Origin of the sequence: Agrobacterium sp. CCNWLW32, assembly GCF_037083425.1 — a bacterium.
Lineage (GTDB): Bacteria > Pseudomonadota > Alphaproteobacteria > Rhizobiales > Rhizobiaceae > Agrobacterium > Agrobacterium radiobacter.
In genome coordinates, this window is the sequence record NZ_JBAOJM010000004.1 from 367144 (window position 1) to 390327 (window position 23184).

18 protein-coding genes are annotated in these 23184 nt (G+C 60.7%); 9 read left to right on the forward strand and 9 right to left on the reverse strand.

All coding sequences use genetic code 11. The features are described 5' to 3' along the window. Nucleotides 1–14: 14 nt before the first annotated feature. From cobT to V6R85_RS12140, 3 genes are all read right to left on the reverse strand, one after another. Nucleotides 15–1919, reverse strand: coding sequence for a cobaltochelatase subunit CobT (gene cobT, locus V6R85_RS12130; RefSeq protein ID WP_003509876.1), 1905 nt, complete (start codon nucleotides 1917–1919; stop codon nucleotides 15–17). A 106-nt stretch (nucleotides 1920–2025) separates the two neighbouring features. Then, on the reverse strand, nucleotides 2026–3015 hold the full coding sequence (gene cobS, locus V6R85_RS12135) for a cobaltochelatase subunit CobS (RefSeq protein WP_003509875.1): 990 nt from the start codon (nucleotides 3013–3015) through the stop codon (nucleotides 2026–2028). A 68-nt stretch (nucleotides 3016–3083) separates the two neighbouring features. Next, entirely contained in the window at nucleotides 3084–3719 is a 636-nt protein-coding gene (locus V6R85_RS12140; RefSeq protein WP_020012181.1) for a J domain-containing protein, read from the reverse strand. 114 nt (nucleotides 3720–3833) lie between these two features. Here V6R85_RS12140 and V6R85_RS12145 point away from each other — a divergent pair, with 114 nt between their 5' ends. Both V6R85_RS12145 and V6R85_RS12150 read left to right on the forward strand, forming a co-directional pair. Next, entirely contained in the window at nucleotides 3834–4115 is a 282-nt protein-coding gene (locus tag V6R85_RS12145) for a BolA family protein (protein WP_003509873.1), read from the forward strand. Nucleotides 4116–4217: 102 nt separating this feature from the next. Continuing rightward, complete coding sequence (locus tag V6R85_RS12150; protein ID WP_003509872.1) at nucleotides 4218–4751, forward strand: hypothetical protein; 534 nt, start codon at nucleotides 4218–4220, stop codon at nucleotides 4749–4751. A gap of 21 nt (nucleotides 4752–4772) precedes the next feature. Here the strand turns inward: V6R85_RS12150 and aroB are convergent, their stop codons facing one another. Next, complete coding sequence (aroB, locus tag V6R85_RS12155) at nucleotides 4773–5906, reverse strand: 3-dehydroquinate synthase (RefSeq protein ID WP_003509871.1); 1134 nt, start codon at nucleotides 5904–5906, stop codon at nucleotides 4773–4775. A 4-nt stretch (nucleotides 5907–5910) separates the two neighbouring features. Further along, entirely contained in the window at nucleotides 5911–6492 is a 582-nt protein-coding gene (locus V6R85_RS12160; protein WP_003509869.1) for a shikimate kinase, read from the reverse strand. Nucleotides 6493–6680: 188 nt separating this feature from the next. On the opposite strand from V6R85_RS12160, the gene V6R85_RS12165 reads away from it, so the two are divergent. The 5 genes from V6R85_RS12165 (at nucleotide 6681) to V6R85_RS12185 (ending at nucleotide 10589) form a co-directional block, all read left to right on the forward strand. After that, nucleotides 6681–6854 (forward strand): histidine kinase, encoded by a 174-nt coding sequence (locus V6R85_RS12165; RefSeq protein WP_111833920.1) that lies wholly within the window; start codon nucleotides 6681–6683, stop codon nucleotides 6852–6854. After that, nucleotides 6851–7837 (forward strand): site-specific tyrosine recombinase XerD, encoded by a 987-nt coding sequence (gene xerD, locus V6R85_RS12170; protein ID WP_111833921.1) that lies wholly within the window; start codon nucleotides 6851–6853, stop codon nucleotides 7835–7837. Before V6R85_RS12165 ends, xerD begins: the two co-directional genes overlap by 4 nt. A gap of 62 nt (nucleotides 7838–7899) precedes the next feature. Further along, nucleotides 7900–8853, forward strand: a complete 954-nt coding sequence (locus V6R85_RS12175) for an acetyl-CoA carboxylase carboxyltransferase subunit alpha (protein WP_080864766.1) — start codon at nucleotides 7900–7902, stop codon at nucleotides 8851–8853. A 192-nt stretch (nucleotides 8854–9045) separates the two neighbouring features. Then, entirely contained in the window at nucleotides 9046–10344 is a 1299-nt protein-coding gene (locus tag V6R85_RS12180) for a L,D-transpeptidase family protein (protein WP_111784693.1), read from the forward strand. After that, the gene (locus V6R85_RS12185; protein WP_003509859.1) at nucleotides 10341–10589 is read left to right on the forward strand and encodes a sulfurtransferase TusA family protein; all 249 of its coding nucleotides are present in this window, start codon (nucleotides 10341–10343) and stop codon (nucleotides 10587–10589) included. Before V6R85_RS12180 ends, V6R85_RS12185 begins: the two co-directional genes overlap by 4 nt. 209 nt (nucleotides 10590–10798) lie before the next feature. Here the strand turns inward: V6R85_RS12185 and V6R85_RS12190 are convergent, their stop codons facing one another. Next, on the reverse strand, nucleotides 10799–11929 hold the full coding sequence (locus tag V6R85_RS12190; RefSeq protein WP_111833922.1) for a CobW family GTP-binding protein: 1131 nt from the start codon (nucleotides 11927–11929) through the stop codon (nucleotides 10799–10801). 193 nt (nucleotides 11930–12122) lie between these two features. Then, complete coding sequence (locus tag V6R85_RS12195) at nucleotides 12123–13178, reverse strand: D-alanyl-D-alanine carboxypeptidase family protein (protein WP_162695483.1); 1056 nt, start codon at nucleotides 13176–13178, stop codon at nucleotides 12123–12125. A 224-nt stretch (nucleotides 13179–13402) separates the two neighbouring features. Here V6R85_RS12195 and V6R85_RS12200 point away from each other — a divergent pair, with 224 nt between their 5' ends. Together V6R85_RS12200 and V6R85_RS12205 are read left to right on the forward strand one after the other, a co-directional pair. Further along, nucleotides 13403–14566 carry a M20 aminoacylase family protein gene (locus V6R85_RS12200; protein WP_111833924.1) on the forward strand — a complete coding sequence of 388 codons (1164 nt, stop codon included), beginning with the start codon at nucleotides 13403–13405 and terminating at the stop codon, nucleotides 14564–14566. Between the two features lie 646 nt (nucleotides 14567–15212). After that, entirely contained in the window at nucleotides 15213–15512 is a 300-nt protein-coding gene (locus V6R85_RS12205; protein WP_112356468.1) for a hypothetical protein, read from the forward strand. 90 nt (nucleotides 15513–15602) lie between these two features. On the opposite strand, the gene pbpC is transcribed toward V6R85_RS12205, so the two are convergent. Both pbpC and V6R85_RS12215 read right to left on the reverse strand, forming a co-directional pair. Further along, nucleotides 15603–17681 (reverse strand): penicillin-binding protein 1C, encoded by a 2079-nt coding sequence (gene pbpC / locus V6R85_RS12210; RefSeq protein ID WP_336377057.1) that lies wholly within the window; start codon nucleotides 17679–17681, stop codon nucleotides 15603–15605. After that, nucleotides 17678–23134 carry an alpha-2-macroglobulin family protein gene (locus tag V6R85_RS12215; protein WP_111833925.1) on the reverse strand — a complete coding sequence of 1819 codons (5457 nt, stop codon included), beginning with the start codon at nucleotides 23132–23134 and terminating at the stop codon, nucleotides 17678–17680. The genes pbpC and V6R85_RS12215 overlap by 4 nt, the downstream gene beginning before the upstream one ends. Nucleotides 23135–23184: the final 50 nt, after the last annotated feature.

Genomic DNA, 23184 nt, shown 5'->3' on the forward strand with positions numbered 1-23184 from the left:
AAACCCGGCCCCGCTTATCCCGCACGGCGAACCCTGCGGGACGAACCGGAAGCGTTGCTCGTATCCTCGAAGAGCGCTGCGAGCTGCTCGGTCATCGCGCCCGCCAGTTCGTCGGCATCCACGATGGTCACGGCGCGACGATAATAACGTGTCACGTCATGGCCGATACCGATTGCCAGCAGTTCCACCGGCGACCGTGTCTCGATCTGCTCGATGACGGCGCGCAGGTGCCGTTCCAGATAATTGCCCGGATTGACCGACAGGGTCGAATCGTCGACCGGCGCACCGTCCGAGATCATCATCATGATCTTGCGCTGCTCGGGGCGACCGATCAGACGGTTATGCGCCCACATCAACGCCTCACCGTCGATGTTTTCCTTCAGCAGGCCTTCGCGCATCATCAGGCCGAGATTGCGTCGCGCGCGCCGCCACGGGGCATCCGCCGATTTGTAGATGATGTGCCGCAGATCATTGAGACGGCCGGGCGAAGCCGGCTTGCCGCTGGCCAGCCATTGCTCACGCGATTGCCCGCCCTTCCACGCCTTGGTGGTGAAGCCCAGAATTTCCACCTTCACGCCCGAGCGCTCCAGCGTGCGCGCCAGAATATCCGCGCAGGTGGCCGCAACAGTGATGGGCCGGCCGCGCATCGAACCGGAATTGTCGATGACGAGCGACACGACGGTATCGCGGAACTTGGTGTCGCGTTCCTTCTTGAAGGAGAGCGGCTGCATGGGATCGATGATGAGCCTGACGAGGCGAGCCGGATCGAGATAACCCTCTTCCAGATCGAAGTCCCAGGAACGGTTCTGCTGCGCCATCAGGCGGCGCTGAAGCCGGTTCGCTAAGCGCCCGACCGCACCCTGAAGATGGGCGAGCTGCTTGTCGAGGAAGGCGCGCAGACGGTCCAGTTCGGCCTCGTCACACAATTCCTCGGCGTGGATTTCCTCGTCGAATTCCTGCGTGAAGATGCGATAATCGACCTTTTCATTAAAGTCGTCGAAGGGGCTGTTGGGGCGGCGGGTCTCGCCGGGCGTTTCGGAATCCTCGTCGAGATCGTCGGACATTTCTTCGTCCGACATCTCGGCGCCGTCCATCTCGCCTTCTTCCATTTCCTCCTGCGAGGCCTCGTTTTCATCGGCGGGCGTCGCGTCCGAGCCGGCCTCTTCCTCGACCTGCTCTTCTTCCGTCTCGTTGGTGCGCGGCTGGTCCTCGTTGGACTCCGCTTCCTGACTGTCAGGCTCGTTATCCTCGTCGCCGAAATCTTCCGCCATCTGCATGGAGGTCAGCATCTTGCGCACCAGCCGCGAAAACGCCTTCTGGTCGGTGATGACGCTGGAGAGATCCTTGAGGTCGCCGGCGGCCTTGTCCTCGATGAAATCGCGCCACAGATCGACAACCTTGCCGGCGCTTTCCGGCGGCTTTTCGCCCGTCAGCTTCTCGCGCACCAGAAGCGCCACGGCTTCGGCGAGCGGCGCGTCGTCCTTGTTGGTGATGCCGGCGAAGTTGGCCTTGGCGTATTTTTCCGTGTTCATGGCCTGGATGTTGGAGGCCATGCCCGGCATGCGCAGCGCGCCGATCGATTCCACGCGCGCCTGTTCAACCGCGTCGAAGATCAGCCGCGCTTCGGCGCCCTGCGGCGACATCACCGCATGCGTGTCGGCGTCATGGCAGGCGAGGCGCAGCGCCATGGAATCACCGAGGCCGCGGGTGATCGCGATTTCCTGCGCGGTCGGTTTCTTGGAGATTTCCGGCAGGCGCATGCGCTCACCGGCAAGGCCCGGCCGCTCATTGGCGAAAACGACCTCGACTTCGGCATCGCCGGCAACGGATCGCACGCATCCGGCAATCGCCTGACGCAACGGCTCCGTATCAACAGCCGTACCCGGTTTTGCTCTGGAATTGTCGCCGCGCGCTGCCATTGTCTTTCCTGTCATTTGCCGACGCGTGGAGACCGCCCATCGATATGTGCGCGGTCTGCCGGCGTCTTCAAGTCATCGAAATCGTCTCCGGACAAGCCGGGGACGATCAGGCGCTGAGAACGATGTTCGCAGCGCTTTCCTTCAGCTCGACGCCAAAGGCCCGCTGATATTGTTCGGCCACCAGCGTGCGCTCAAGCTCGTCGCACTTGTTGAGGAAGGTCACACGGAAGGCAAAGGCGAGATCGCCGAAGATTTCCGCATTTTCCGCCCAGGTGATGACGGTACGCGGGCTCATGACGGTGGAAAGATCGCCATTGACGAAGGCCGAACGGGTGAGATCGGCCACGCGCACCATCTTGGAAACGGTTTCGCGTCCCTTCGGATTGTCGAGGCTCTTCACCTTGGCGGCGATGATGTTCACTTCCTGCTCATGCGGCAGGTAGTTCAGCGTCGTGACGATGGACCAGCGGTCCATCTGCGCCTGGTTGATCTGCTGCGTGCCGTGGTAAAGACCCGTCGTATCGCCAAGGCCGACCGTGTTGGCGGTCGCGAAAATGCGGAAGGCCGGGTGAGGACGGATGACGCGGCTCTGGTCGAGCAGGGTCAGGCGGCCCGAGGATTCCAGCACGCGCTGGATAACGAACATGACATCCGGACGGCCGGCATCATATTCGTCGAAGACGAGCGCGACATTGTGCTGGTAGGCCCAGGGCAGAATGCCGTCCTTGAATTCGGTAACCTGCTTGCCGTCTTTCAGGACGATGGCGTCTTTGCCGACGAGGTCGATACGGCTGACGTGGCTGTCGAGGTTGACGCGCACGCAGGGCCAATTGAGGCGGGCAGCCACCTGCTCGATATGGGTGGACTTACCGGTGCCGTGGAAACCGGAGACCATGACACGTCGGTTGTGAGCAAAACCGGCAAGGATCGCGAGTGTCGTATCGCGGTCGAACAGATAGTCGGGATCAAGGTCAGGCACATAGGCGTCGCCCTGCGAATAGGCGGGAACCCGCAGATCCGTATCAATGCCGAAAACCTCCCGCACGGACACCGTCGTGTCGGGCAGGTTGGAAATATCAAGGTCGATTTTGCTCATCACGTCTCCAAGGCGGGCGGCAGCCACCCGGCCACATCATCAATCAGGCGGTAAACACGTAAGTTGGCTTAGCAGAAACCTGACTGCTTTAACAATTGATATGCTTGAACAACAGCCCGAAAACGCTCTTCCGAACCACGATCGCCACCATTAGCATCAGGATGATGCTTTTTGACAAGCTCCTTGTAGCGCCTTTTTATGTCTTCCTGCTTTGCGCTGGAAGAAAGACCGAGCGTATCGAAGGCTTTTGCCTCCAGCGTCTTCAATTTGCGGTCCTGCTGCAGGCGGGTGCCGCCTGCCTTTGCGCCGCCCGCAAAACCGCCGGCAAAGCCGAAAGGATCGCGGATACGGGCATTGCCGCTGGCCGTGCCGGAACGCAGCGTGGAATGCAGCGGGCTGTCGCGGGCCGTCTTGTTGACGCCGACCGTCCAGGTGGGGCGATGACCGGTGATCGCTTCCTTCTGGTAGCGGGCAATCTCGCTGTCGGAGAGGCCGGAAAAATAATTATAGCCCTTGTTGTATTCCTTCACGTGCTCAAAACAGAACAGGAAGAATTGCCCCTCGGCATTGCGGCCGACGGGTGCCCGGTGAATGCCCGGTTTATCGCATCCGTCCCACTGGCAGGTGGGGGCCTGAACCTCAGGTTCCCGCTCCCTTTTCCGGCGCGTGCGGATGCGATCGAAATATTTCGAATCCAGTTTCATGATGCCCTGATTATGGGGTGCGAAAAGCTGCACAACAAGAATTGACAAAGCGGAATGTTGCTGGCTTTTAGGTAGCCCCCTTCAAGACCAGCCAACGAGAATGGAGCCCGTCGCATGTCCCTGCGAGAACGCATAGAAACCAAGCTCCGGGAGAGCTTTTCACCCGAGCGCCTGAGGGTCGTCGATGAAAGCCAGATGCATGCGGGCCACCAGCCGGATATGACCGGCACAGGCGAGACGCATATGCGTGTTCAGATAGTATCCGAAAGCTTTTCCGGCAAGTCTCGCGTCGAACGCCACCGGGCGATCAACGCACTTTTGAAGCCGGAACTCGACGCGGGGCTGCATGCGCTGGCGATCGAGGCGGCGGCGCCGGGGGAAGCGGTGCGGTTCTAGTTTTAACCACGCAACATTGCTTTCGTATTTCCGGGCTAAAAATCCAGTTGGTGCAAAGATTCTGCATTTCAAGAGAGAACCTTAACTCGACGGATTACCCAAATGTCGATAGCAGCCAGCCCTTCGCTCCGCATCGCCATCATCGGCAACAGCGGATCCGGCAAAAGCAGTCTCGCCGCAAAAGCCGGTTCGGCGCTGAAATTGCCCTTTTACGATCTCGATCGCCTTCACTGGGAGGAGGATGGCCGCAAACGGGACGAGGCGGAAGCCAGACTTCTGGTGGCCCGGCATGCCAATACCAGCGACTGGATCATCGAAGGGGTCTATGGCTGGCTGGTTGAAACGGCGTTGCCGCGCGCGAAGGTGCTGATATGGCTCGACCTCCCCTGGGCAGAATGCCGCGAGGGCCTGTTGCGGCGCGGAGCGCAGCACGGCGAGACCGAAAGCGATCAGGCGGCACTTCTGGCTTGGGCAGGAGATTATTGGACGCGGACGACGTCATCCTCCTTTGCGGGACATTTGCAGCTTTATGAAACCTTCGGCGGCGGCAAAATCCGATTTCAAAGGCGTGCAGATGTGTCGACGATGCCGCTGCAAACGATAGGACGCCTTGCCAGCGAGACCGGCGCCTTTTGACCGCGTGGCGCCGGGGATAACTTAACCCGGATGCTTCTCCGACAGGAAGGACTGCACCTCGGACGCCGCAACATCGTCAGCCACGAAGGACTGACCAATACCGTGGGTGAGGATGAAGGTGAGCTTGCCGCCCTTGACCTTCTTGTCCTGCCCGATCGCCGTCATCAGCGTTTCGACCGGCGGCAGTTCACCGGGAATATCCTTCATCGTTGTCGGCAGGCCAACTGCCTTCAGATGCGCTTCGACGCGGGCCGCATCATCAGGGCTTGCGAGGTTCAGGCGTGCGGAGAACTGGTGCGCCAGCACCATGCCGATGGCGACGCCTTCGCCGTGAACCAGCCGCTTGCTGTCATAATTGGTCGCCGCTTCCAGCGCATGGCCGAAGGTGTGGCCGAGATTGAGAAGGGCGCGCACGCCGTTTTCTTTCTCGTCGGCCACCACCACATCGGCCTTGGCCTGGCAGCTGGTCGCAATCGCCTGGATGCGGGCAGGGCCGCCGGTGCGGATTTCATCCCAGTTCTTTTCCAGCCAGAAGAAGAAATCCGGCTTGTCGATCAGGCCATATTTGACGACTTCGGCATAACCGGCGCGGAACTCCCGCGGGCTCAGCGTATCGAGCACCGCCGTATCCGCCAGCACCAGATCGGGCTGGTGGAAAACGCCGACGAGGTTCTTGCCGTGGCGGGTGTTGATGCCGGTCTTGCCGCCGACGGAAGAATCGACCTGCGCCAGCAGCGAGGTCGGTATCTGCACGAAGCGCACACCGCGGCGCACGATGCCCGCCGCAAAACCGGCGAGATCGCCGATAACGCCGCCGCCGAGTGCGATCACCGCATCGTTACGCTCCACTCTTGCTGCCAGAACCGCATCGCAGACGGTGACCAGATGCTCGAAGCTCTTGGTCTTTTCGCCAGCCGGCAGGGTGAGCGAAACGGCCTCGATGCCATCAGTCTGCAGGCCATCCATCAGACCTTCGAGATAAAGCGGCGCGACATGTTCATCGGTGATGATCGCCGCGCGCCTGCCCTTCAGCCGCGCCGAAATTTCACCGCCCGCCCGGCCGATCAGGCCAGGCCCGATCAGAATGTCATAGGCGCGCTCGCCGAGCGGCACATGGACGAGACGTTCATCGGCGTGGATTTCGGAAGGCGTCATGGTGTCAGTCTTTCTGTTCGATGCCGGCTATGGCGGTCAACACTTCGGTCACGATGATTTCCTTGCGGACATCACGGGATTCGATGGTCATGTCCGCTTCCGCATAGATCGGGTAGCGCTTCTCCATCAGCGCCGCCAGGGTGGCCTTGGGATTTTCGGTCTTGAGAAGCGGACGGTGGTCGCGCTTGTTGACCCTTTCCCACAACACCTCGAGATCGGCCTTCAGCCAAAATGAAATGCCGCCGCGCGTAATGTGCCGGCGGGTATTGTCATTGATGAAGGCGCCGCCGCCGGTGGAGATGACCTTGGGGCCTCCGCGCAGCAGGCGCTTGATGACCCGCGTTTCCAGCGCCCGGAACTCCTCTTCGCCATAGGTGGCGAAAAGTTCCGATATCGTCATGCGCGATACGCGCTCGATTTCGACATCCGTATCAATGAACGGAACCTTGAGCTGCTGGGCGACCATGCGGCCCACCGCCGACTTTCCAGCCCCCATCAGCCCGACGAAGACGATGTTGCGCCGTCCGAGCTTTGCCCGCGCTTGCTCCCCGAGTGTGGCCGGGACGGATAAATTCGTTTCATTCATAAATTTGAAAGCCCGTTTGGCATGGATATCTGCAAATGTTTACGAAGCGTCAAGCCAAATTGCTGACTGAATTGCGGTGAATCACAATCATCGCCGCATGCGGCACGGGGCGGAGCGGCCATTTTGATCTTGTCGCCGCTTTCGCCGCACCGCATATAGATTTCGACCGCCACCCTTACGGAGCCGCCATGCCCACCCTCTTCCGCTTCACGATGATACTGGCGACCATCGGGGGGCTGATCTATGGCGGCATGGTGCTGCTCGTCATGGTCGTCAAGCCGCGCGACCGCGAGGTGACTGTGCGCATCCCCTCCGAGCGGCTGAACCCGCCGGCGACAGAACCGGCAAGGCGCACCCCATGAACGGGCAACCGACGACAGGGCGCGACGGCGCGCGGCTCGAAAGTTTTCTGGAAATGATGAGCGCCGAGCGCGGCGCCGCCGCCAACACGCTCTCTTCCTATGAGCGCGACCTTGTCGATCTCAGTGAATTTCTCAGCCACCGCGGCCAGTCATTGACCGATGCCGCAACACCAGACCTTTCCGCCTATCTGACCCACCTTTCCACTCAGGGCTTTGCCGCAACCTCGCAGGCAAGACGCCTTTCCTCCATGCGGCAGTTTTATCGCTTTCTTTATTCGGAAGGGCTGCGCGGTGACGACCCGACCGGCATCATCGATGCGCCCAAGAAAGGCCTCGCCCTGCCGAAAACGATGAGCGTCGCCGATGTGAACAGGCTACTTGGGCTCGCGGCGCAAGAGGCTGCAACCGCAGGTCCCGGCCAGCTTGCCCGCATCCGCATGCATCTGCTGCTTGAGTTGCTTTATGCCACCGGCATGCGTGTCAGCGAACTCGTCTCCTTGCCCGTCAAGGTGCTACGCCAGGAAGGCCGCTTCCTGATGATCCGCGGCAAGGGCAACAAGGACCGCATGGTTCTTCTTTCCCGTGCCGCCATCGAGGCGATGGAAAAATACGAGGCAGCCCGAAAGGCGCTCGTACAGGAAAAAGACAAGGCGCCGAAAAAGGCCGCAGCCACGGAGAGCCCATGGCTCTTTCCTTCCAGCAGCAGGCAAGGGCACCTGCCCCGCCAGGTCTTCGCCCGCGACCTCAAGGACATCGCCATTCGCGCGGGTCTGACCCCGTCCGTGATATCGCCGCATGTCCTGCGTCACGCCTTTGCCAGCCACCTCCTGCAGAATGGTGCGGATCTGCGCGCGGTGCAGGAACTGCTCGGCCATTCCGACATTTCAACGACACAAATCTATACACATGTGCTGGAAGAACGCTTGCAAGAGCTGGTACAAACACATCACCCCCTTGCCAAACAGGGCAAAAACCTTGATTAGAGCGACCGGAACCGCCGGATAATCCGGTCAAACCTTGCGCAAAACGATCGGAAACGGATCTCATGCACAATTATCTCGACTTCGAAAAACCTATCTCGGACCTTGAGGGCAAAATCATCGAGCTGAAGAAGCTTGCCGATGAAGACGAGAGCATAGACACCTCGGAGGAGATCAACCGTCTGGAATCGCGCGTCAACGACGCGATGCAGGACATCTATTCCAAGCTGAACGCCTGGCAGAAAACGCAGGTCGCGCGTCATCCGCAGCGCCCCCATTTCGTCGACTACGCCAAAGCGCTGTTCACGGATTTCACGCCGCTCGCCGGTGACCGCAAATTTTCCGAAGACGCCGCCATTCAGGCGGGCCTTGCCCGTTTCAACGGTCAGCCCGTCGCCATCATCGGCCAGGAAAAGGGCAACGACACCAAGAGCCGCCTGAAGCATAATTTCGGCAGCCCGCGCCCGGAAGGTTACCGCAAGGCGATCCGTGTGCTGGAACTGGCCGACCGTTTCTCGCTGCCGGTCATCACCCTCATCGATACGGCTGGCGCTTATCCCGGTGTTGGCGCGGAAGAGCGCGGCCAGGCCGAAGCCATCGCCCGCTCGACGGAAATGTGCCTCAACGTGAAGGTGCCGATCGTCTCCGTCGTCATCGGCGAAGGCGGCTCGGGCGGCGCAATCGCGATCGCCACCGGCAACCGCGTCTACATGCTCGAACATGCGATCTATTCGGTGATCTCGCCGGAAGGTGCCGCCTCCATTCTCTGGCGCGATTCGACCCGCGCCAAGGAAGCCGCGACCAATATGAAGATCACTTCGGAAGATCTGAAGTCGCTCGGCGTCATCGACGGCATCATTCCGGAGCCGATCGGCGGCGCGCATCGCGCCCCGGAAACCGTCATCAATGCAACCGGTGACGTCATCGCCAAGGCTTTGGCCGATCTTTCCCAGCGTTCCGGCACACAGCTGCGCGCCGAACGCCGCCAGAAATTCCTGGATATCGGCCGGAACCTTTAAGCCCGGCCTTATTTTCCTTGAATATCGCCCCAACTCGGCCATAGTCCGGTCACATCAAAAGATGTATCGGTGGCCGCGGGGGCGGATCCGATTTGAGTTAAGAAGATGTAAACGGTTAATACCGTATTTAAAATACACACGGGACGGTGTAGAACTGCCGCCGCTTCGTGCCATCGTCTTTCGGATCAGATCATGCGTTTGACACATTTTGCACTTCTTGCCTGCACCGCGCTCGTTCTTGCCGGCTGCAACGATACGCTCGAAACCGTTGAGCGCGACGTCTCACACGTCAAGAACAAGGTCGATTACCCGCTGTCTCCGTCCATTCTGGCCGAGATCGACAAAAGGGGCATGGACCGTACCTCACCGATTATGATCCGCATCTTCAAGGAAGAAGGTGCCTTGGAAATCTGGAAAGCGAGGCGCGACAACCGTTTCGAGAAGATCGCCGGCTACGAGATTTGCGCATGGTCCGGCAAACTCGGCCCCAAGGTGAAAGAGGGTGACCGGCAGGCGCCGGAAGGTTTCTACAACCTGACGCCCGCGCATCTCAATCCGAACTCCAAATATTATCTCGCCATCAATACCGGCTTTCCGAACCGTTACGATGCCGCTAATGGCCGCAACGGCACCAATCTGATGATCCATGGCGCCTGCTCGTCCTCTGGCTGCTATTCGATGACGGATGCACAGATTCTTGAAATCTACGGTTTCGCGCGCGACGCCTTCAAGGGCGGCCAGAAAACCGTGCAGCTGCAGGCCTTCCCCTTCCGCATGACGGCGGAAAACATGGCTCGCCATCGCCAGAGCGAGCATCTCCAATTCTGGAAGATGCTGAAGGTCGGTTACGACAATTTCGAAGTCACCAAGCGCCCGCCGGAAGTGAATGTCTGCGAGAAGAAATATGTCTTCAACCAGCAGACCGAAGGCGGCAGTTTCAATGCCGCCGCCCAGTGCCCGCCGATGAGCACGCCGCCGGCACTCGCAAGCGCGCTGTCGAGCTACGAAAAGACCTACGATCTCGCCTATGCAACGGCGATGAAGAAATATGACGGCATGGCCTGGTACGACCCGAGCGAGGCGGAGCGCAAGGCGCTGGTGGCCGAAAAGCGCAAGGGCCGCGAACCCGCCTATGCGCCGACCGGCTCGGCGCTGAAAGCTGGCAAGCTGATGAAGGAAACGGAATATGCCGCGCTGATGGAGAAGAAGGCGCAGCAGGTGACGTCGTCCTCACCGGCCACAACCGCAACCGCCTCGGCCCTGCGCGGTCCGCGTCCTTCGGCTGTCCAGCCCGCCACGGCACCGCAATCGAACCCGGCGCCCGCGGCACCGACGATGGTTGCCTCGGCCACCCCGGCCGCAGCCGGTCAGACCGGAGCTGCCGCCCAGAGCGTCCCCGTTCCGGCCATGAACCCGCTTGCCTATTCCGCCGCACCGGCACCGGAAGCGCCGGAAAAGAAGCCGTTCTGGAAGTTTTGGGCCAAGGAATGAGCGAAACGGCCGAGATCGCTTATGATTTGAGGGGGCTTAAATGCCCCCTTCCGGTTTTGAGAAGCCGCAAGAAACTCGCAACCCTGAAGAGGGGCGATGTTCTGACCGTCGAGACGACCGATCCGCTGGCGGTGATCGATATTACCCATATGTGTAATGAAGATGGGCATAGTCTGGTTGAGACCACTGCGCTGGATAAGGGGCATCGGTTTCGAATTGTGAAGGGCGGGGAAACCGACATTTGACGGTGTCGCCGGTGGTTCACCCCCCTCTGCCCTGCCGGGCATCTCCCCCTCAAGGGGGGAGATCAGCAAGATGCGCCGTCGCCACTACATTCGCAACGGTTAAGATGGGCGAGACCTAGCCGCAAGTCGATCTCCCCCTTAAGGGGGAGATGTCCGGCAGGACAGAGGGGGTGAACTACACCCATCGACCTAGGCCATCACGGCGCGACCTAAAACCGCAACCCGGAAACCGCCAACGGATTATCCGTCATCGCCTGCCTGTCCGGCCGGTCAATGCCCGGTGCACTTGTGAAGGCGGCGAACAGGTCTTTTACAAACGCCTCCGGCAAATCCTTCGTAATCAGCACCATGCGCGTACGCTGATCGGCCGGGTCCGGCCATGCCGAAAGGCGCTCGGGCGTGTGGAAAATATTCTGCACCCCATGGAGCACCAGTGGCCGGCCCGGATTATCCGACAGCTTGACGATCGCCTTCATGCGCAGGAGCTTTTCACCATGCGCCGAGCGCAGCAAATCCACGAACATGTCGATCGCCATCGGACTTACCGGCTGGTCGTGGATGATTGAGAAGGACCGGATGGATGCATCGTGCCGGTTCACATCGTGATGATGGTGATGGTCGTCGTGGTCGCCATGATGGTGGTGATGGTCATGGTGGTCGTGATCGTGCGCCGCCTCTTCGCCCAGCCAGCGGCCGACATCGGCATTCTTGCTGCCGGCATCGTAAAGTCCGTTGTCGAGAAGCCCCGCAGCGCTCCAGTCGGTTTTGTCACCATCCTCAATTGTCGCACGCGGATTAATGGCCTGAAGGCGAGCTGTCAGCGCGGAAATCGTGGCGGCATTGGCAAGCGCGCGCTTGGTCATCACCAGACGGTCGGCCACGGCCGCCTGTTTCACCGCCTCCTGATGGTTATCCAGAGTGGAAAGGCCATTCACGGCATCCACCACCGTAATCATGCCGTTCAGCACGAAATTCTGTGCGATAACGGGGTTGCCCATGACCGACTGCATGACGGGGGCGGGATCGGCAAGACCCGTGGTCTCGATGACCACCCGTTTTACCGGCTTCAGCTTGCCTGTCTGGATACCATCCATCAGTTCCGCCAGCGTATCCACCAGCTCGCCACGTACCGTGCAGCAGAGGCAACCCTCCGCCAGTTCGATGATGCCCTCGCCGGCGCTTTCGACCAGCATGTGATCGATGCTGACATCGCCGAATTCATTGATGATTATCGCCGCATCGCTCATCGCGGGATCCTTGAGAAGCCGGTTGAGCAGCGTCGATTTTCCGGCGCCGAGAAATCCGGTGATGATGGAAACCGGGATGCGATCGCGAGACATGACTTGCCTGTATGTTGATGGCCGCTCCGGCAGGTCACTGGACGACGCGAAACCCGGAGCCGCATGGAGCTAAAAGAAATCGCCCGAGGCTGGAAGCCACGAGCGACATTGTAATATCATAACATCATTGGCCTGCGAATACACAAAGTGCATCGCCACCCCGGCACTGGCCCCTCAAGGCCACCACCGACGATCAGAATGTCGGGCGCGGGATCGGGATCGGCACGTTCGCGAGTTCACCCTTGCCAGCTCCCTTGGCGGCATTCACCGCCACCGTCTCGCTGCCCGGAATGAGACCGGCGAAGGAATATTCCGGCGGGCGGGTCATTTCCTGCACGTAGGGCGAATGGATGACCATGCGGCCAGCCTCGTCGCGGCTTTCGCTGCGCACCTTGGCGGCCTTCGGATTGCAGATCTCGGCGCTGACATCATTCACGTCGCCGGTATCGCCATAGGGCGCCAGCGAGGCAAGCGAAACACCCTGGCCGGAAGGCGCAGTCAGCCCCATCTGCAGCAGATCGGCCGACTGGTCGGTGCGCCCGGCAAGGCTGTCCGCACCCAGCACGACCGTGATGACCGAGCGGCCATTGCGCACGGCTGACGATACCTGGTTGAAGCCGGAGGCACAGATGAAACCGGTCTTCATGCCGTCAGCGCCATCAAAGCGGCCAACCAGCATGTTGAAGTTGGCGTAGTTCTTCTTGCCGGTGCTGACGCCCTCCAGCGAGAAATAATGGGCATATTCCGGGAATTCCCGCTTGATGATCAGCGCCAGCAGCGCCAGATCCCGGGCGGTCGTATATTGCCCCTTGCCGGGCAGGCCATTGGCATTGATGTAACGGGTGGAACTCATGCCCAGCCGCTGCGCCTGCGCATTCATCTGCGCCACGAAATTGTCGCTGGTGCCGCCGATGGTCTCGGCGATCGCCACGGCGATGTCATTGGCGGATTTGATGAGCAGCAGCTTCAAGGCGCTGTCCATCGTCAGCTTCTGGCCCGGCTTGAAGTACATTTTCGAGGCCGGCTGGTCGGCGGCCTTCTTGCTCATCACCACTTCCGTCTGCGGGCTGATCTTGCCGGCCTTCATCTGTGAAAAGGCGATATAGGCGGTCATCAGCTTGGTCAGCGAAGCGGGATACCACTTGCGGAAGGCTTCCTGGTGGGAAATCACCTTGCCGGTTTTGACATCGACCACCATTTTCGGATTGGCATTTGCCACGGGCACCACGGCCACGAGGCCCGCGGTCATGATGGCAATAGCTGCGGAGAGCCGCCGGGCGGCGTTTGGCGATTTAAAAGTCTGTGGCAAGGCTAGTCCTCGAATTCCCGTCTTCGGTCGGGGAATGGCAATATTCACCATATATGTCCTAGCAATGGCAAAGTACATTGATTACGTCAATTATGCGGCGCACTATCCACCACGGAGGATAGGATTTTACGACACGCCGTACCGATGAACCCAGGAATGAACGAATGCCGATTTTGAACAGAGCCGCCGAACTCCAGCAGGAAGTCAGCGAATGGCGGCATCACCTGCATGAAAATCCCGAGATTTTATATGATGTCGACAACACCGCAGCCTTCGTTGCGGAGAAGCTGAAATCTTTCGGCGTTGACGAAATCGTGACCGGTCTCGGTCGCACAGGTGTTGTCGGCGTCATCAGGGGCAATCTTCCGGGCAATCGCACCATCGGCTTTCGCGCGGATATGGACGCTCTCCCAATTCTGGAGGAAACCGGCAAGCCCTGGGCCTCCAAAACCGCAGGCGCCATGCATGCCTGCGGCCATGATGGCCACACGGCCATGCTGCTTGGCGCGGCCAAATATCTCACCGAGACCCGCAACTTCGCCGGCTCCATCGCCGTCATCTTCCAGCCGGCGGAAGAAGGAGGTGCCGGCGCGCTTGCCATGGTCGAGGACGGCCTGATGGAGCGTTTCGGCATCAACGAGGTCTATGGCATGCACAACATGCCGGGCATTCCGCTCGGCGCCTTCGCCATCCGCAAGGGCGGCATCATGGCCGCACCCGACAAGTTCTCGATCACGGTCAAGGGCCGCGGTGGCCATGCGGCCCAGCCGCACCGCACCATCGATCCGATTACCATCGGCGCGCAGATCGTCGGCAACCTGCAGATGATCGCCTCCCGCAACGCCGATCCGATCCGTTCCGTCGTCGTCTCCGTCACCCGTTTTCACGCCGGCTCCAGCCACAACATCATCCCCAACGAAGCCTTGATCGCCGGCACGGTGCGGAGCCTGGATGAAACGGTGCGCGATCTGGCGCAGGATCGCATCAAGCAGATGGCGGAAGGCATTGCCCTTGCCAACGGAGCGGAAGCGGAAGTCGTCTACGAGCGTTATTGCCCGGTGACCTTCAATCACGCCACCGAGACCGACCACGCCATCCTTGTTGCCCGCGATGTGGCGGGCGAACCGAATGTCGACGCCGATGTCGATCCTTCCATGGCGGGTGAAGATTTCTCCTTCATGCTGAAAGAAAGACCGGGCTGCTTCATCTTCATCGGCAACGGCGATTCGGCAGGCCTTCACAATCCCGGCTATGATTTCAACGATGAGGCCATCGCCTACGGCATTTCCTATTGGGTGAAACTGGCTGAACAGCGCCTGACGAGCTGATTGCCGGCGAAAGTGAAGAAAGCCGAGGAGGAGATCAGCCGCGATAAAGATCGCGGTTGATCCGCAGGCATCGTCAGGTTAAAGAGCAATTCAGTGTCCACGTAGCTCAGCAGGATAGAGCACAGGATTCCTAAGACAAATTGGGGGTTGCGCCCGGAAACGACGCAATCGATCTGCTCAAAGTCGGGGAAAGCTTCGCTGGTCTTCCAGCATGCCAATCCCGAGCCAAGCTCCGGAGAAATCCGGTGAAGGTGTAGAGACTGGATGGGCAGCACCTAAAGGCCTGACGGCCCATGGTGAAGGGACAGTCCAGACCACGAACGTTTTGCCCGGCAACGGCGGGACGGCGGCGAAAGCCGAAGCGGTATGAATCCTGGGGTCGGAGGTTCGAATCCTCTCGTGGACGCCATTTTTCCTGTAAAATCTTGTAAAAACAACGATGTAGATTGAGCGCAGCCTCACCCGGCGCAGCCGCCGGCCATTTGACACGTCTCTGCCTCGACCGAAGTATCGGCGACATCCTTCACGAACACGGAAAATTCAAAGCTTCAAAAGGGAACGTTGAAAGCCGGCAATTGCTTCCTATTTCCTATCAGTGATGATGAGGCGCCTGTCAGAATTGTTTGCGCTAGAGGAAGGAGATTTGATGATCGACGAATATGGTCCATATGCACAGGTATCTACGCTTGGGGAACAGATGGCTGCCTGCTACCAGACGGATGCAAATCTCGTATTGGAGCCGCATCTGGCGCATTACATGGACGAGGTAGAGGTCAATATCGCCGCCGATAGTTTCAATCACGTTGGATTTCTGAACAGGATCAGAAGCCGGTTACAGATAACGCTGACGGCGACGACCAACCCGAGGCGCCGGGAGTTTCTGCAAGCCGTCGTGGCTGCGCTTCAGGAGCGGATCGACCGCCATTCATTCGATGTGGCGCAATAGGCAAGACGGCGGAAAAGAACTGATGAGACGCTCGCGGCGCTGTACGACGCAAGCACGGGGGGCGACCCTTTGTTGAGTTGGACGTCCCTGCTATTCGACGAAAATCCGTACACTCGAAGCACGGCCATCGGCGTCGATTACCGTGAGTGTGGAAAATCCCTGACCTTCCGGTCGCCATTCGCTGTTGCGGCGGTGGGACGCATCCGGCAAAGGCAAGCCATTGGCAAGCCAGCGGAAGGGTGCGCGCCCGCCCTGCAGCTTGAGCACCAGCGGCGAAATGCCTGACTGGCCGGAGAGCTCCACCCGCGCGCCTTCCGGCGGGTAAACGATACGCGGGGCGCTTTCCCGCCTCGATGCCGCAAGCAGGCCGCTGGTCGTCGTGGTGAAACGCCGCTGGTTGGCGGGTAGGTCGCTCACGGCAACGCGGGCGACACCGGAGGGTGCGGCCGGCATCGGCGTCACCGCCACACCGGATTTTGCGAAAGCCTCGAACAGGATCGGGGCCGCCGTTGCGTATCCGGCAACGCCCGGCACCGCGCCATTGTCAGCACGGCCAACCCAGACGCCGATGACGTGCCGCCCGTCATAGCCCACCGACCATGCGTCGCGATACCCATAACTGGTGCCGGTCTTGTAGGCGATGCCGCGCTGTTTCATGCCGAGCGGGGGCAACACGCCGGAGAGAATATCCGAGACATTCCAGATCGCGGCATCGGAGAATAACCGGTCGCCCTCCAGCCGTTCCGGGGCAGAGCGGACACCATCTCCAAGCCGCACAGGATCACCACCGCCGGCAAGCCCGGCATAGAGCTGCACCAGATCGACCAGCGAAATGCCGGCGCCACCAAGGGCGATGGCAAGCCCCGGCGCTTCGCTGGTGGGCAGCACGAGCCGGACACCCACCCGCCGGAACCGCACCATCAGCGCCGAGGGACTGACCGCATCGAGCAGCTTGACAGCAGGCACGTTGAGCGACAATTGCAGCGCTTGGCGAATGCTGACATCACCCTGGTAATGCATGTCGAAATTGCGTGGCCGGTAGCCGGAAAAATCAGCCGGGCGATCCTCGATGATGGTTTCCTGCCCGATAAGGCCATTTTCGAAGGCGAGGCCATAGATGAACGGCTTGAGGGTGGAGCCCGGCGAACGCACGGCCCGGCTCATCTCCACGAAACCGCGTCTTGCCGTATCGAGATAGTCCGCCGAACCGACCTCCGCCAGAATATCGCCGGTCTGCGCGTCGGCCATGACGATGGCGACGGAGACTTTGTCCTCAAGCTTTTCCGCCGCATGGCGGGCAACATCTTCCAGTTCCCGCTGAATCGGCAGCGTCAGCGTAGAGCGCACTTTGGCGGTATTCGGGAATTTCGCCCGTGCGGCAACGGCCATATGCGGCGCATAGGAGGGAAGATCGCGCCTGCTGGAAGGCACATCTGCAAGAGCCGCCCGCGCCGCCTCCCCGTCGCCCACCACGCGCTCGACGGCAAGCCGTTGCAATACGCGCTCCCGCGCCTGCTTCGCCGCCTCTGGAAAGCGATCCGGGCGGCGTTTTTCCGGCAATTGCGGCAGCGCCACCAGAAGAGCCGCCTCCGCCGTATCCAGCCGGCCCGGCTCCTTGCCGAACCAGGCAAGGCTTGCGGCCCTGACGCCTTCGAGATTGCCGCCATAGGGTGCGATATTCAGATAGAGATCGAGGATATCAGCTTTGCTGAGCCTTCTTTCGATCTGGAGAGCACGCACGGCCTGCAGCAATTTCGCCGAGAATGACCGGTCGGCGCGCGGCTCGATCAGCCGCGCCACCTGCATGGACAACGTCGATGCGCCGGAAACGATCCGGCCGTTGCTGGCCAATTGCCACGCGGAGCGCAGAAGCGCCCAGGGATCGACCCCGTGGTGATCGTAGAAACGCTGATCCTCGTAAGCGACCAGCATGCGCAGTAACTGCGGATCGACCTCGGCCGCCGTGGTTTTGAGCCGCCAGCGGCCATCTGCTGTCGCAAAGGCCCGCAGCAGTTTGCCATCGCGATCCAGCACCTCGAAAGATCGCTGCCGTGCGGCCTCCAGCGGCGGCGGATAGGCCTTGTCCAGCGCATCGAGACCGAAGGCCGCGCCGCCCAGAAGCAACGCGGCCGTCACGATGCCAACGATGATTGCCTTTTTCCGGCTCATGGGGTTGCCGAGCGCACCTCCATGCGGCCGGTTGCCGTGCGGGCGGCAAATTGCGGCCGGTACATATCCTCAACCGAAGCTGCCGGATGATCATAGGTGCCGGGGGTAACAGCACGGACCACATAGGCGAGCGCAATTTCCGAACTGTCACCGGCAGAGCGGTCGAAGGCCGCCACGAAACGGTCGTAACGGAACTCGGTATGGGCCGCTTCCGTTTCCGGCAACCAGTCGAAATTCGACAGTTCCGCCGAATTGACGAGGCTGGGATTGTCGATTTCGAAGCCGGAGGGCAGCAGATCCGTCACCAGAATGCGCGACTGCCAGTTATTCTTCGGTACGATATTCAGCACCACAACATAACGCTCGTTCTGCGTGACCTCGCTCGGGTTCACCTCCTCGCCATCCATGGAATAATAGGTGCGGGTGATGGTGAAGCCTTCGCCGCCGGCAGCGAGCGGCTGGGCCGGGGGCGCCACGGTGGTGACAACAGCCGTGACCGGATCGGCCGAGGCATTGGCGATCTTCAAGGGAGCTGCCAGCAATTCATCGCCGCTCATCCGCTTGCCGAAACCGCCAGTCTGCAAATCACCATTCACATCGAGACGGATATCCTTGTCCTCGCCTTTGACAGCGCGGGCGGCAAGCAGCATCCATGCCTGTTCCTGGGTGCTGGTATAGGGCTTCTTTTCCCATTCCTTGGCCACGGCACCGGCAAGCTGCGGCACGACGGCCGGAACCGGACGGCTTTCGGCCGCAAGCGCCAGTGTCGCCGCACCATCACGCAGGGCCGAGCCATAATCGGCGCGTGCGAAGCTGACATTGGTGGCGCGGCTTGCCATATCGAGCGAAGCGCCGAACACGGTCTTCGAACGGGCCTGATCGCCGTAAAGCGAAAGGGCGGCGGCAACCTGTGCCTTGGCAAGCGGCGTCGGGAAATCGGCGAGCGCCGTATCCGCGTAATATCTGAGATCGTTGATCGCCGCCTTGCGGTTTCGCGCCAGCACATAAAGCGAATAGGCGATCTCGTTGCCGCGATCCTTGACATTGCTGTCATAGGAAAGACCGTTCTGCAGGTTGTTCAGCGCCTGCACCATGGCCGCTTCGGGAACGTCGTAATTCTGCTCGCGCGCCCTTGTCAGAAAGTCGCTGATATAGGCATCCAGCCACAGATCGCCATAACCAGGCGACCAGAGGCCGAAACTGCCCGAACTCGACTGGAAGGACAGCACACGGTAGATCGCTTCCTGCACCCGCTTGCGGGTATCAGGGTCCTCAGCCATGCCGCTGTCCTTCGTCAGTTCCGAGACATAAAGCAGCGGCAAAGCGCGGCTCGTCGTCTGCTCAGCGCAGCCGTAAGGATATTTGTCCAGCATCATCACAAGCGCCGGAATATCGAAGGCGGGCGAGCGCGTGACGTTGACGGCGACCGAGGAGCCGAGCAGCATGCTGTCGGCCAGAAGATCACCATTGATCGTCAGGCTGCTGTTCGGCGCAATCTTGATTTCGCGCCGCGTCGTCACCGGCAGGACAGCCGGACGCACAGGAACGTTCAGAACCTGCTCCAGCGAAACACCCGCGGCATTGGAAACCTTGATGGTGATCGCACCATTGCCGGGCTGTTCACCTGTTAACGGAACCGTCAGCGAAGACTTGCCGCCTTTCTGCAGCGCCAATGTCTGCGACATCTCTCCCTGATCGACGGTCAAGGCCGTGTTGCTGGTCACATCCAGCCGGTAATCGCCGGCCTCGCCATCCGTATTGGCGATATCGAGTCGCAATTGCGAGACATCGCCGGGGGCGAGGAATTTCGGCGCGCTGGCCGTGACTACCACGGGATCGCGGATGATGGCATCGGAGACGGCATGTCCTACGCCTGTCTTCGTCCAGGCCACCGCCATGATGCGGGCCGTACCGTTGAACTGCGGAATATCGAAGCTCACCGTCGCCTTGCCGTTAGCGTCGAGTTCGACCGGACCGGCAAAGAAGGCTACGAGCTTTTCGGTGGGCGGGCTGCCCTGAAGGGCCGCCCCTCCGCCGTCACCGCCGGTGCGCAGCCGGCCGGTGGCGCCAAGCGAACCATCGATCAGCCGGCCATAGAGATCGCGGATTTCCAGCCCCAGCCGGCGCTGGCCAAAATACCATTCATCGGGCTTTGGCGGTTCATAGCGGGTGAGGTTCAATATGCCGACATCGACGGCCGCAACGATGGCATAGGCCTTTTCGCCGACGCCAGTGCCCGCAACCGTGATCGGAATTTCAAGCGGCTGGCGCGGCAGTGTTTTCTGCGGTGCGCCCAGCGTGACGGCAAGCTTGCGCTCAGCCGGATCGACGGCGAGCCATTTGATACCGATGGCGCGCATCGGCATGCGGCTTTCCTGCGCATCGCCGGGGCGGAACAGCGTGGCGGTGACGTAAGCGCCCGCACCCCATTCCTCGGTGACCGGAATGTCGATCTCGCCGCCATCCTCACCGACCTCGGCATTCTGCACGGCAATCAGCTTTTCCGAACCTGATGTCACCATCAACTCACCGGCAAAACGCGAGGATACCTTGAGTTTGGCCGTATCGCCGATCTTGTAGCTCTGTTTGTCGAGGGCAATTTCCAGTGCATCCGGCGTTTCCGTCGAGCTTGCCTCGACGTAGAAGCCGGCATCGAATTCGACGCTGGAAACCGGTGCGCCGTTACCCGCGCCCTCCACTTCCAGCCGGTAGCGGCCCCAGGTGACGGGCACGGAAATCTCGCCGCCATTGGCATCGACGGACAAGGTGCCCGCTTCCTGCTGCTTGGTATATTCCACCGGCTCGTAACGCCAGGAATTGCCCTGACGATACCATTGATAGTTCCGCTCGACCTTGATGAGCTTCCAGTTGAGGCCGTTCATCGCCTGCCTGGCGCCATCGGCGCTGACGCCGATGATATGGAAACGGCCGACGGAATTCTGGGCGAGATCGCCCGAAAACTGCGGCTTGATCCCGATAACAGAGGCTTCCGCCTTGATAGGCAGCGTCAGCGAGCGCTCCACGGCGCGGCCACCGGCTTCGCGCATGCGCACAGTGATGTTGGCGGAAAGAAGTTGAGTGGTGGAGGGCAGATCGGTGAGGTCAACATTGAAACTCGCCTTGCCCTCTTCGTCCAGCACCGGCAGGTCGGCGAGCGCGGTGCGGTTTTCCTCTTCGCTTTCCTCATCCGCCAGACCGAAGAAATAACCTTCGAAATCCGCGCTGGTGCGCGTCGGCTTGATCGCGACCTCGCCTTCCAGCGTCAGACCGGCGGCCGGCGCGCCATAGAGATAACGGCCATCGACGTCGATTGCGGTCTCCGCTCCCGGATCGATCTGTTTCGCCTTGCTCGAGAGGTCGAACTCGGTGCGATCAGGCACGAAATCGTCGACGAGAAAGCTCTTTTCGCTGATCGCAGGCGTTTTCGGGTCGGTATGGATGCGCAATGTCCAGGTGCCGCGCATGGCATTCGCCTGCAGCGACAGATCGACCGCATGGCCACCCAGCGCCTTGCCATCACTGACGAAGCGCCGGTCCTCGACGCCATCCGGGCGCGAGAAGATGAAGGTGAGCGGCAGATCCTCGATTGCCTTGCCGTCGACATCACGGGCAAGCGCTGCGGCATGCACGGTCTCGCCGGCGCGGTAAATGCCGCGCTCGGTCCAGCTGAACACGTCGATCGCGCCCGGCGCTGCACGTCCCGTCACGCCGCGATCCGAGAGATCGAAGCCTGCGCGGGTCATATCGAGGAAAACGTAGTCCTTGTCGCCGTTACGCGCGGTCAGGATGGCAGGCGCCTGCGCCGCAGTGCCGCGCATCAGGCCGGCCGAGAACACCGCGCGGCCGTCCGCATCGGTCTTTGCCGTGCCCAGCACCTCGTTGTTCTTGGCGAGCAGCTGCAAATCCACGTCCGCAAGCGGCTTGGCGCTGCCAAGGGCTCGGACGAACACATTCAGACCGTCGGTTCCGGCATAGGTGGTGATGCCGGTATCGGAGACCAGGAACCATTGCGTGGCCCGGGAATCCCAAGTCTCCGGCGCTGTACCCGGCGGAACGGCAGTCAGCACATAGATGCCGGGCTTGCGCTCGGGCAATGCCTCATCCACCGGGAAGCTCGTCACCACATCCTTATTGAGATTGGGCTGGATATCGATCGAGCCCTGCCAGACGAGTTCGCCGATCTCGTTTTCGATGCGGTCGGCATTGTAGCCGTCCATCTGCGTCAGAAACTGCGAGTTTGCGAGCAGCGAGGTGATGTTGCGGTCGCCGACGCGATAGAGCTTCAGGTCGGCCTTGTCGGCATTAACAGAGACAATGGGGATGCCGCGACGGGCAGTACCCGGCAGCACGAAATTCTCACCCGTGAAGCGCACGCTGGCGGCACGGTCACGCACGTAAATATCGAGATCGACCTGCTTTTCCAGCGGCTCTTCCACCGAGGAAGGCAGACCGGCGCGCAGCGCGATCTTGTAACGTTGGCCATGGGTGAGGCCTTCGACGCAAATCTCGCTGCCCTTCGCTTCGATGGCCTTGGGGGCTGCCCCATCCAGCGTGATGAAGGAGGAATAATCGACACCGTTCTTCACCAGCGGCTCGGAAAACTGCACGCAGGCGCGCGGGCTGACACTATCCGTATCCACGGTATTATTGATGACGCGGAAACCCTGCCGCGTGCGCAGATCGGCATAGGCCGCCTTGGTCTGCGCATTGTCGGTAAGCGCAAGGCTCTCCTTATAGGCATTGAGTGCTGCGCGATAATTCTGGGTTCTTTCGAAAGCCTTCGCCAGCCGGTTCAGGGCCTCGGTGCGGGCGCTGACGGTGCGGCTCAGCTGGTAGGCATTGATGGCGGCGGAAGCGGCCTGCCCGGCAATCGAATAATTATCGGTGACCTGCGCCGCCTTTTCGGAAAGCTCCGCCCAGAGCGCGCCGTCGTCAGGCGTGATAGCAAGCGCCTGTTTATAGGTCGTGACCGCATCGGGAATATTGCCCGCGGTTGCCTGCTGCCGCGCCGTCTGCACGAGGGCTTCCACGCTCTGTCCGCCTTCACCGTCATTCGCCGCAAGGCCGGATTTCAGCCGGCGCGCTTCCTGCTGCAGACTGTCAGTGACGAAGGACAGGCGTTGCGGCGCGCCGATATCGGTTTCCGCTACCACTTCCACGATCTTGCCGGCAACCGCGCCGGGGAAAGCGTTCAGCTGATTGAAATCCGATTTGAGGAAGCACCATTTCACCTTGGGATTGTAGGTGAAGGCCTTGCAGACGGTATCGCCTACGCAAATCTCGCCGCATTGCTCCAGCGAGACATTCTGCTCAGTGCGAAGATCGAAGCCGAAATAATCGCCGTTTTGGGTGGTAACAACCTTGCGGGAGGGCTCCGCCGCCATGGCTGGCGGAAAAATGAGGGCGGCCGAGGCCACAACCAACGAAATCCGGACGAGCGCGCGCAACGACATCAGTATTCTCCCCGCATCAGATATGTCGGGCGGGACTCTGGTCAAATCCA

Bases quoted from the DNA above. Each gene is read 5' to 3' on its own strand.
- cobT (WP_003509876.1), bottom strand. From the start codon at position 1,919: ATGGCAGCGCGCGGCGACAATTCCAGAGCAAAACCGGGTACGGCTGTT.
- cobS (WP_003509875.1), bottom strand. From the start codon at position 3,015: ATGAGCAAAATCGACCTTGATATTTCCAACCTGCCCGACACGACGGTG.
- V6R85_RS12140 (WP_020012181.1), bottom strand. From the start codon at position 3,719: ATGAAACTGGATTCGAAATATTTCGATCGCATCCGCACGCGCCGGAAA.
- V6R85_RS12145 (WP_003509873.1), top strand. From the start codon at position 3,834: ATGTCCCTGCGAGAACGCATAGAAACCAAGCTCCGGGAGAGCTTTTCA.
- V6R85_RS12150 (WP_003509872.1), top strand. From the start codon at position 4,218: ATGTCGATAGCAGCCAGCCCTTCGCTCCGCATCGCCATCATCGGCAAC.
- aroB (WP_003509871.1), bottom strand. From the start codon at position 5,906: ATGACGCCTTCCGAAATCCACGCCGATGAACGTCTCGTCCATGTGCCG.
- V6R85_RS12160 (WP_003509869.1), bottom strand. From the start codon at position 6,492: ATGAATGAAACGAATTTATCCGTCCCGGCCACACTCGGGGAGCAAGCG.
- V6R85_RS12165 (WP_111833920.1), top strand. From the start codon at position 6,681: ATGCCCACCCTCTTCCGCTTCACGATGATACTGGCGACCATCGGGGGG.
- xerD (WP_111833921.1), top strand. From the start codon at position 6,851: ATGAACGGGCAACCGACGACAGGGCGCGACGGCGCGCGGCTCGAAAGT.
- V6R85_RS12175 (WP_080864766.1), top strand. From the start codon at position 7,900: ATGCACAATTATCTCGACTTCGAAAAACCTATCTCGGACCTTGAGGGC.
- V6R85_RS12180 (WP_111784693.1), top strand. From the start codon at position 9,046: ATGCGTTTGACACATTTTGCACTTCTTGCCTGCACCGCGCTCGTTCTT.
- V6R85_RS12185 (WP_003509859.1), top strand. From the start codon at position 10,341: ATGAGCGAAACGGCCGAGATCGCTTATGATTTGAGGGGGCTTAAATGC.
- V6R85_RS12190 (WP_111833922.1), bottom strand. From the start codon at position 11,929: ATGTCTCGCGATCGCATCCCGGTTTCCATCATCACCGGATTTCTCGGC.
- V6R85_RS12195 (WP_162695483.1), bottom strand. From the start codon at position 13,178: ATGACCGCGGGCCTCGTGGCCGTGGTGCCCGTGGCAAATGCCAATCCG.
- V6R85_RS12200 (WP_111833924.1), top strand. From the start codon at position 13,403: ATGCCGATTTTGAACAGAGCCGCCGAACTCCAGCAGGAAGTCAGCGAA.
- V6R85_RS12205 (WP_112356468.1), top strand. From the start codon at position 15,213: ATGATCGACGAATATGGTCCATATGCACAGGTATCTACGCTTGGGGAA.
- pbpC (WP_336377057.1), bottom strand. From the start codon at position 17,681: ATGAGCCGGAAAAAGGCAATCATCGTTGGCATCGTGACGGCCGCGTTG.
- V6R85_RS12215 (WP_111833925.1), bottom strand. From the start codon at position 23,134: ATGTCGTTGCGCGCGCTCGTCCGGATTTCGTTGGTTGTGGCCTCGGCC.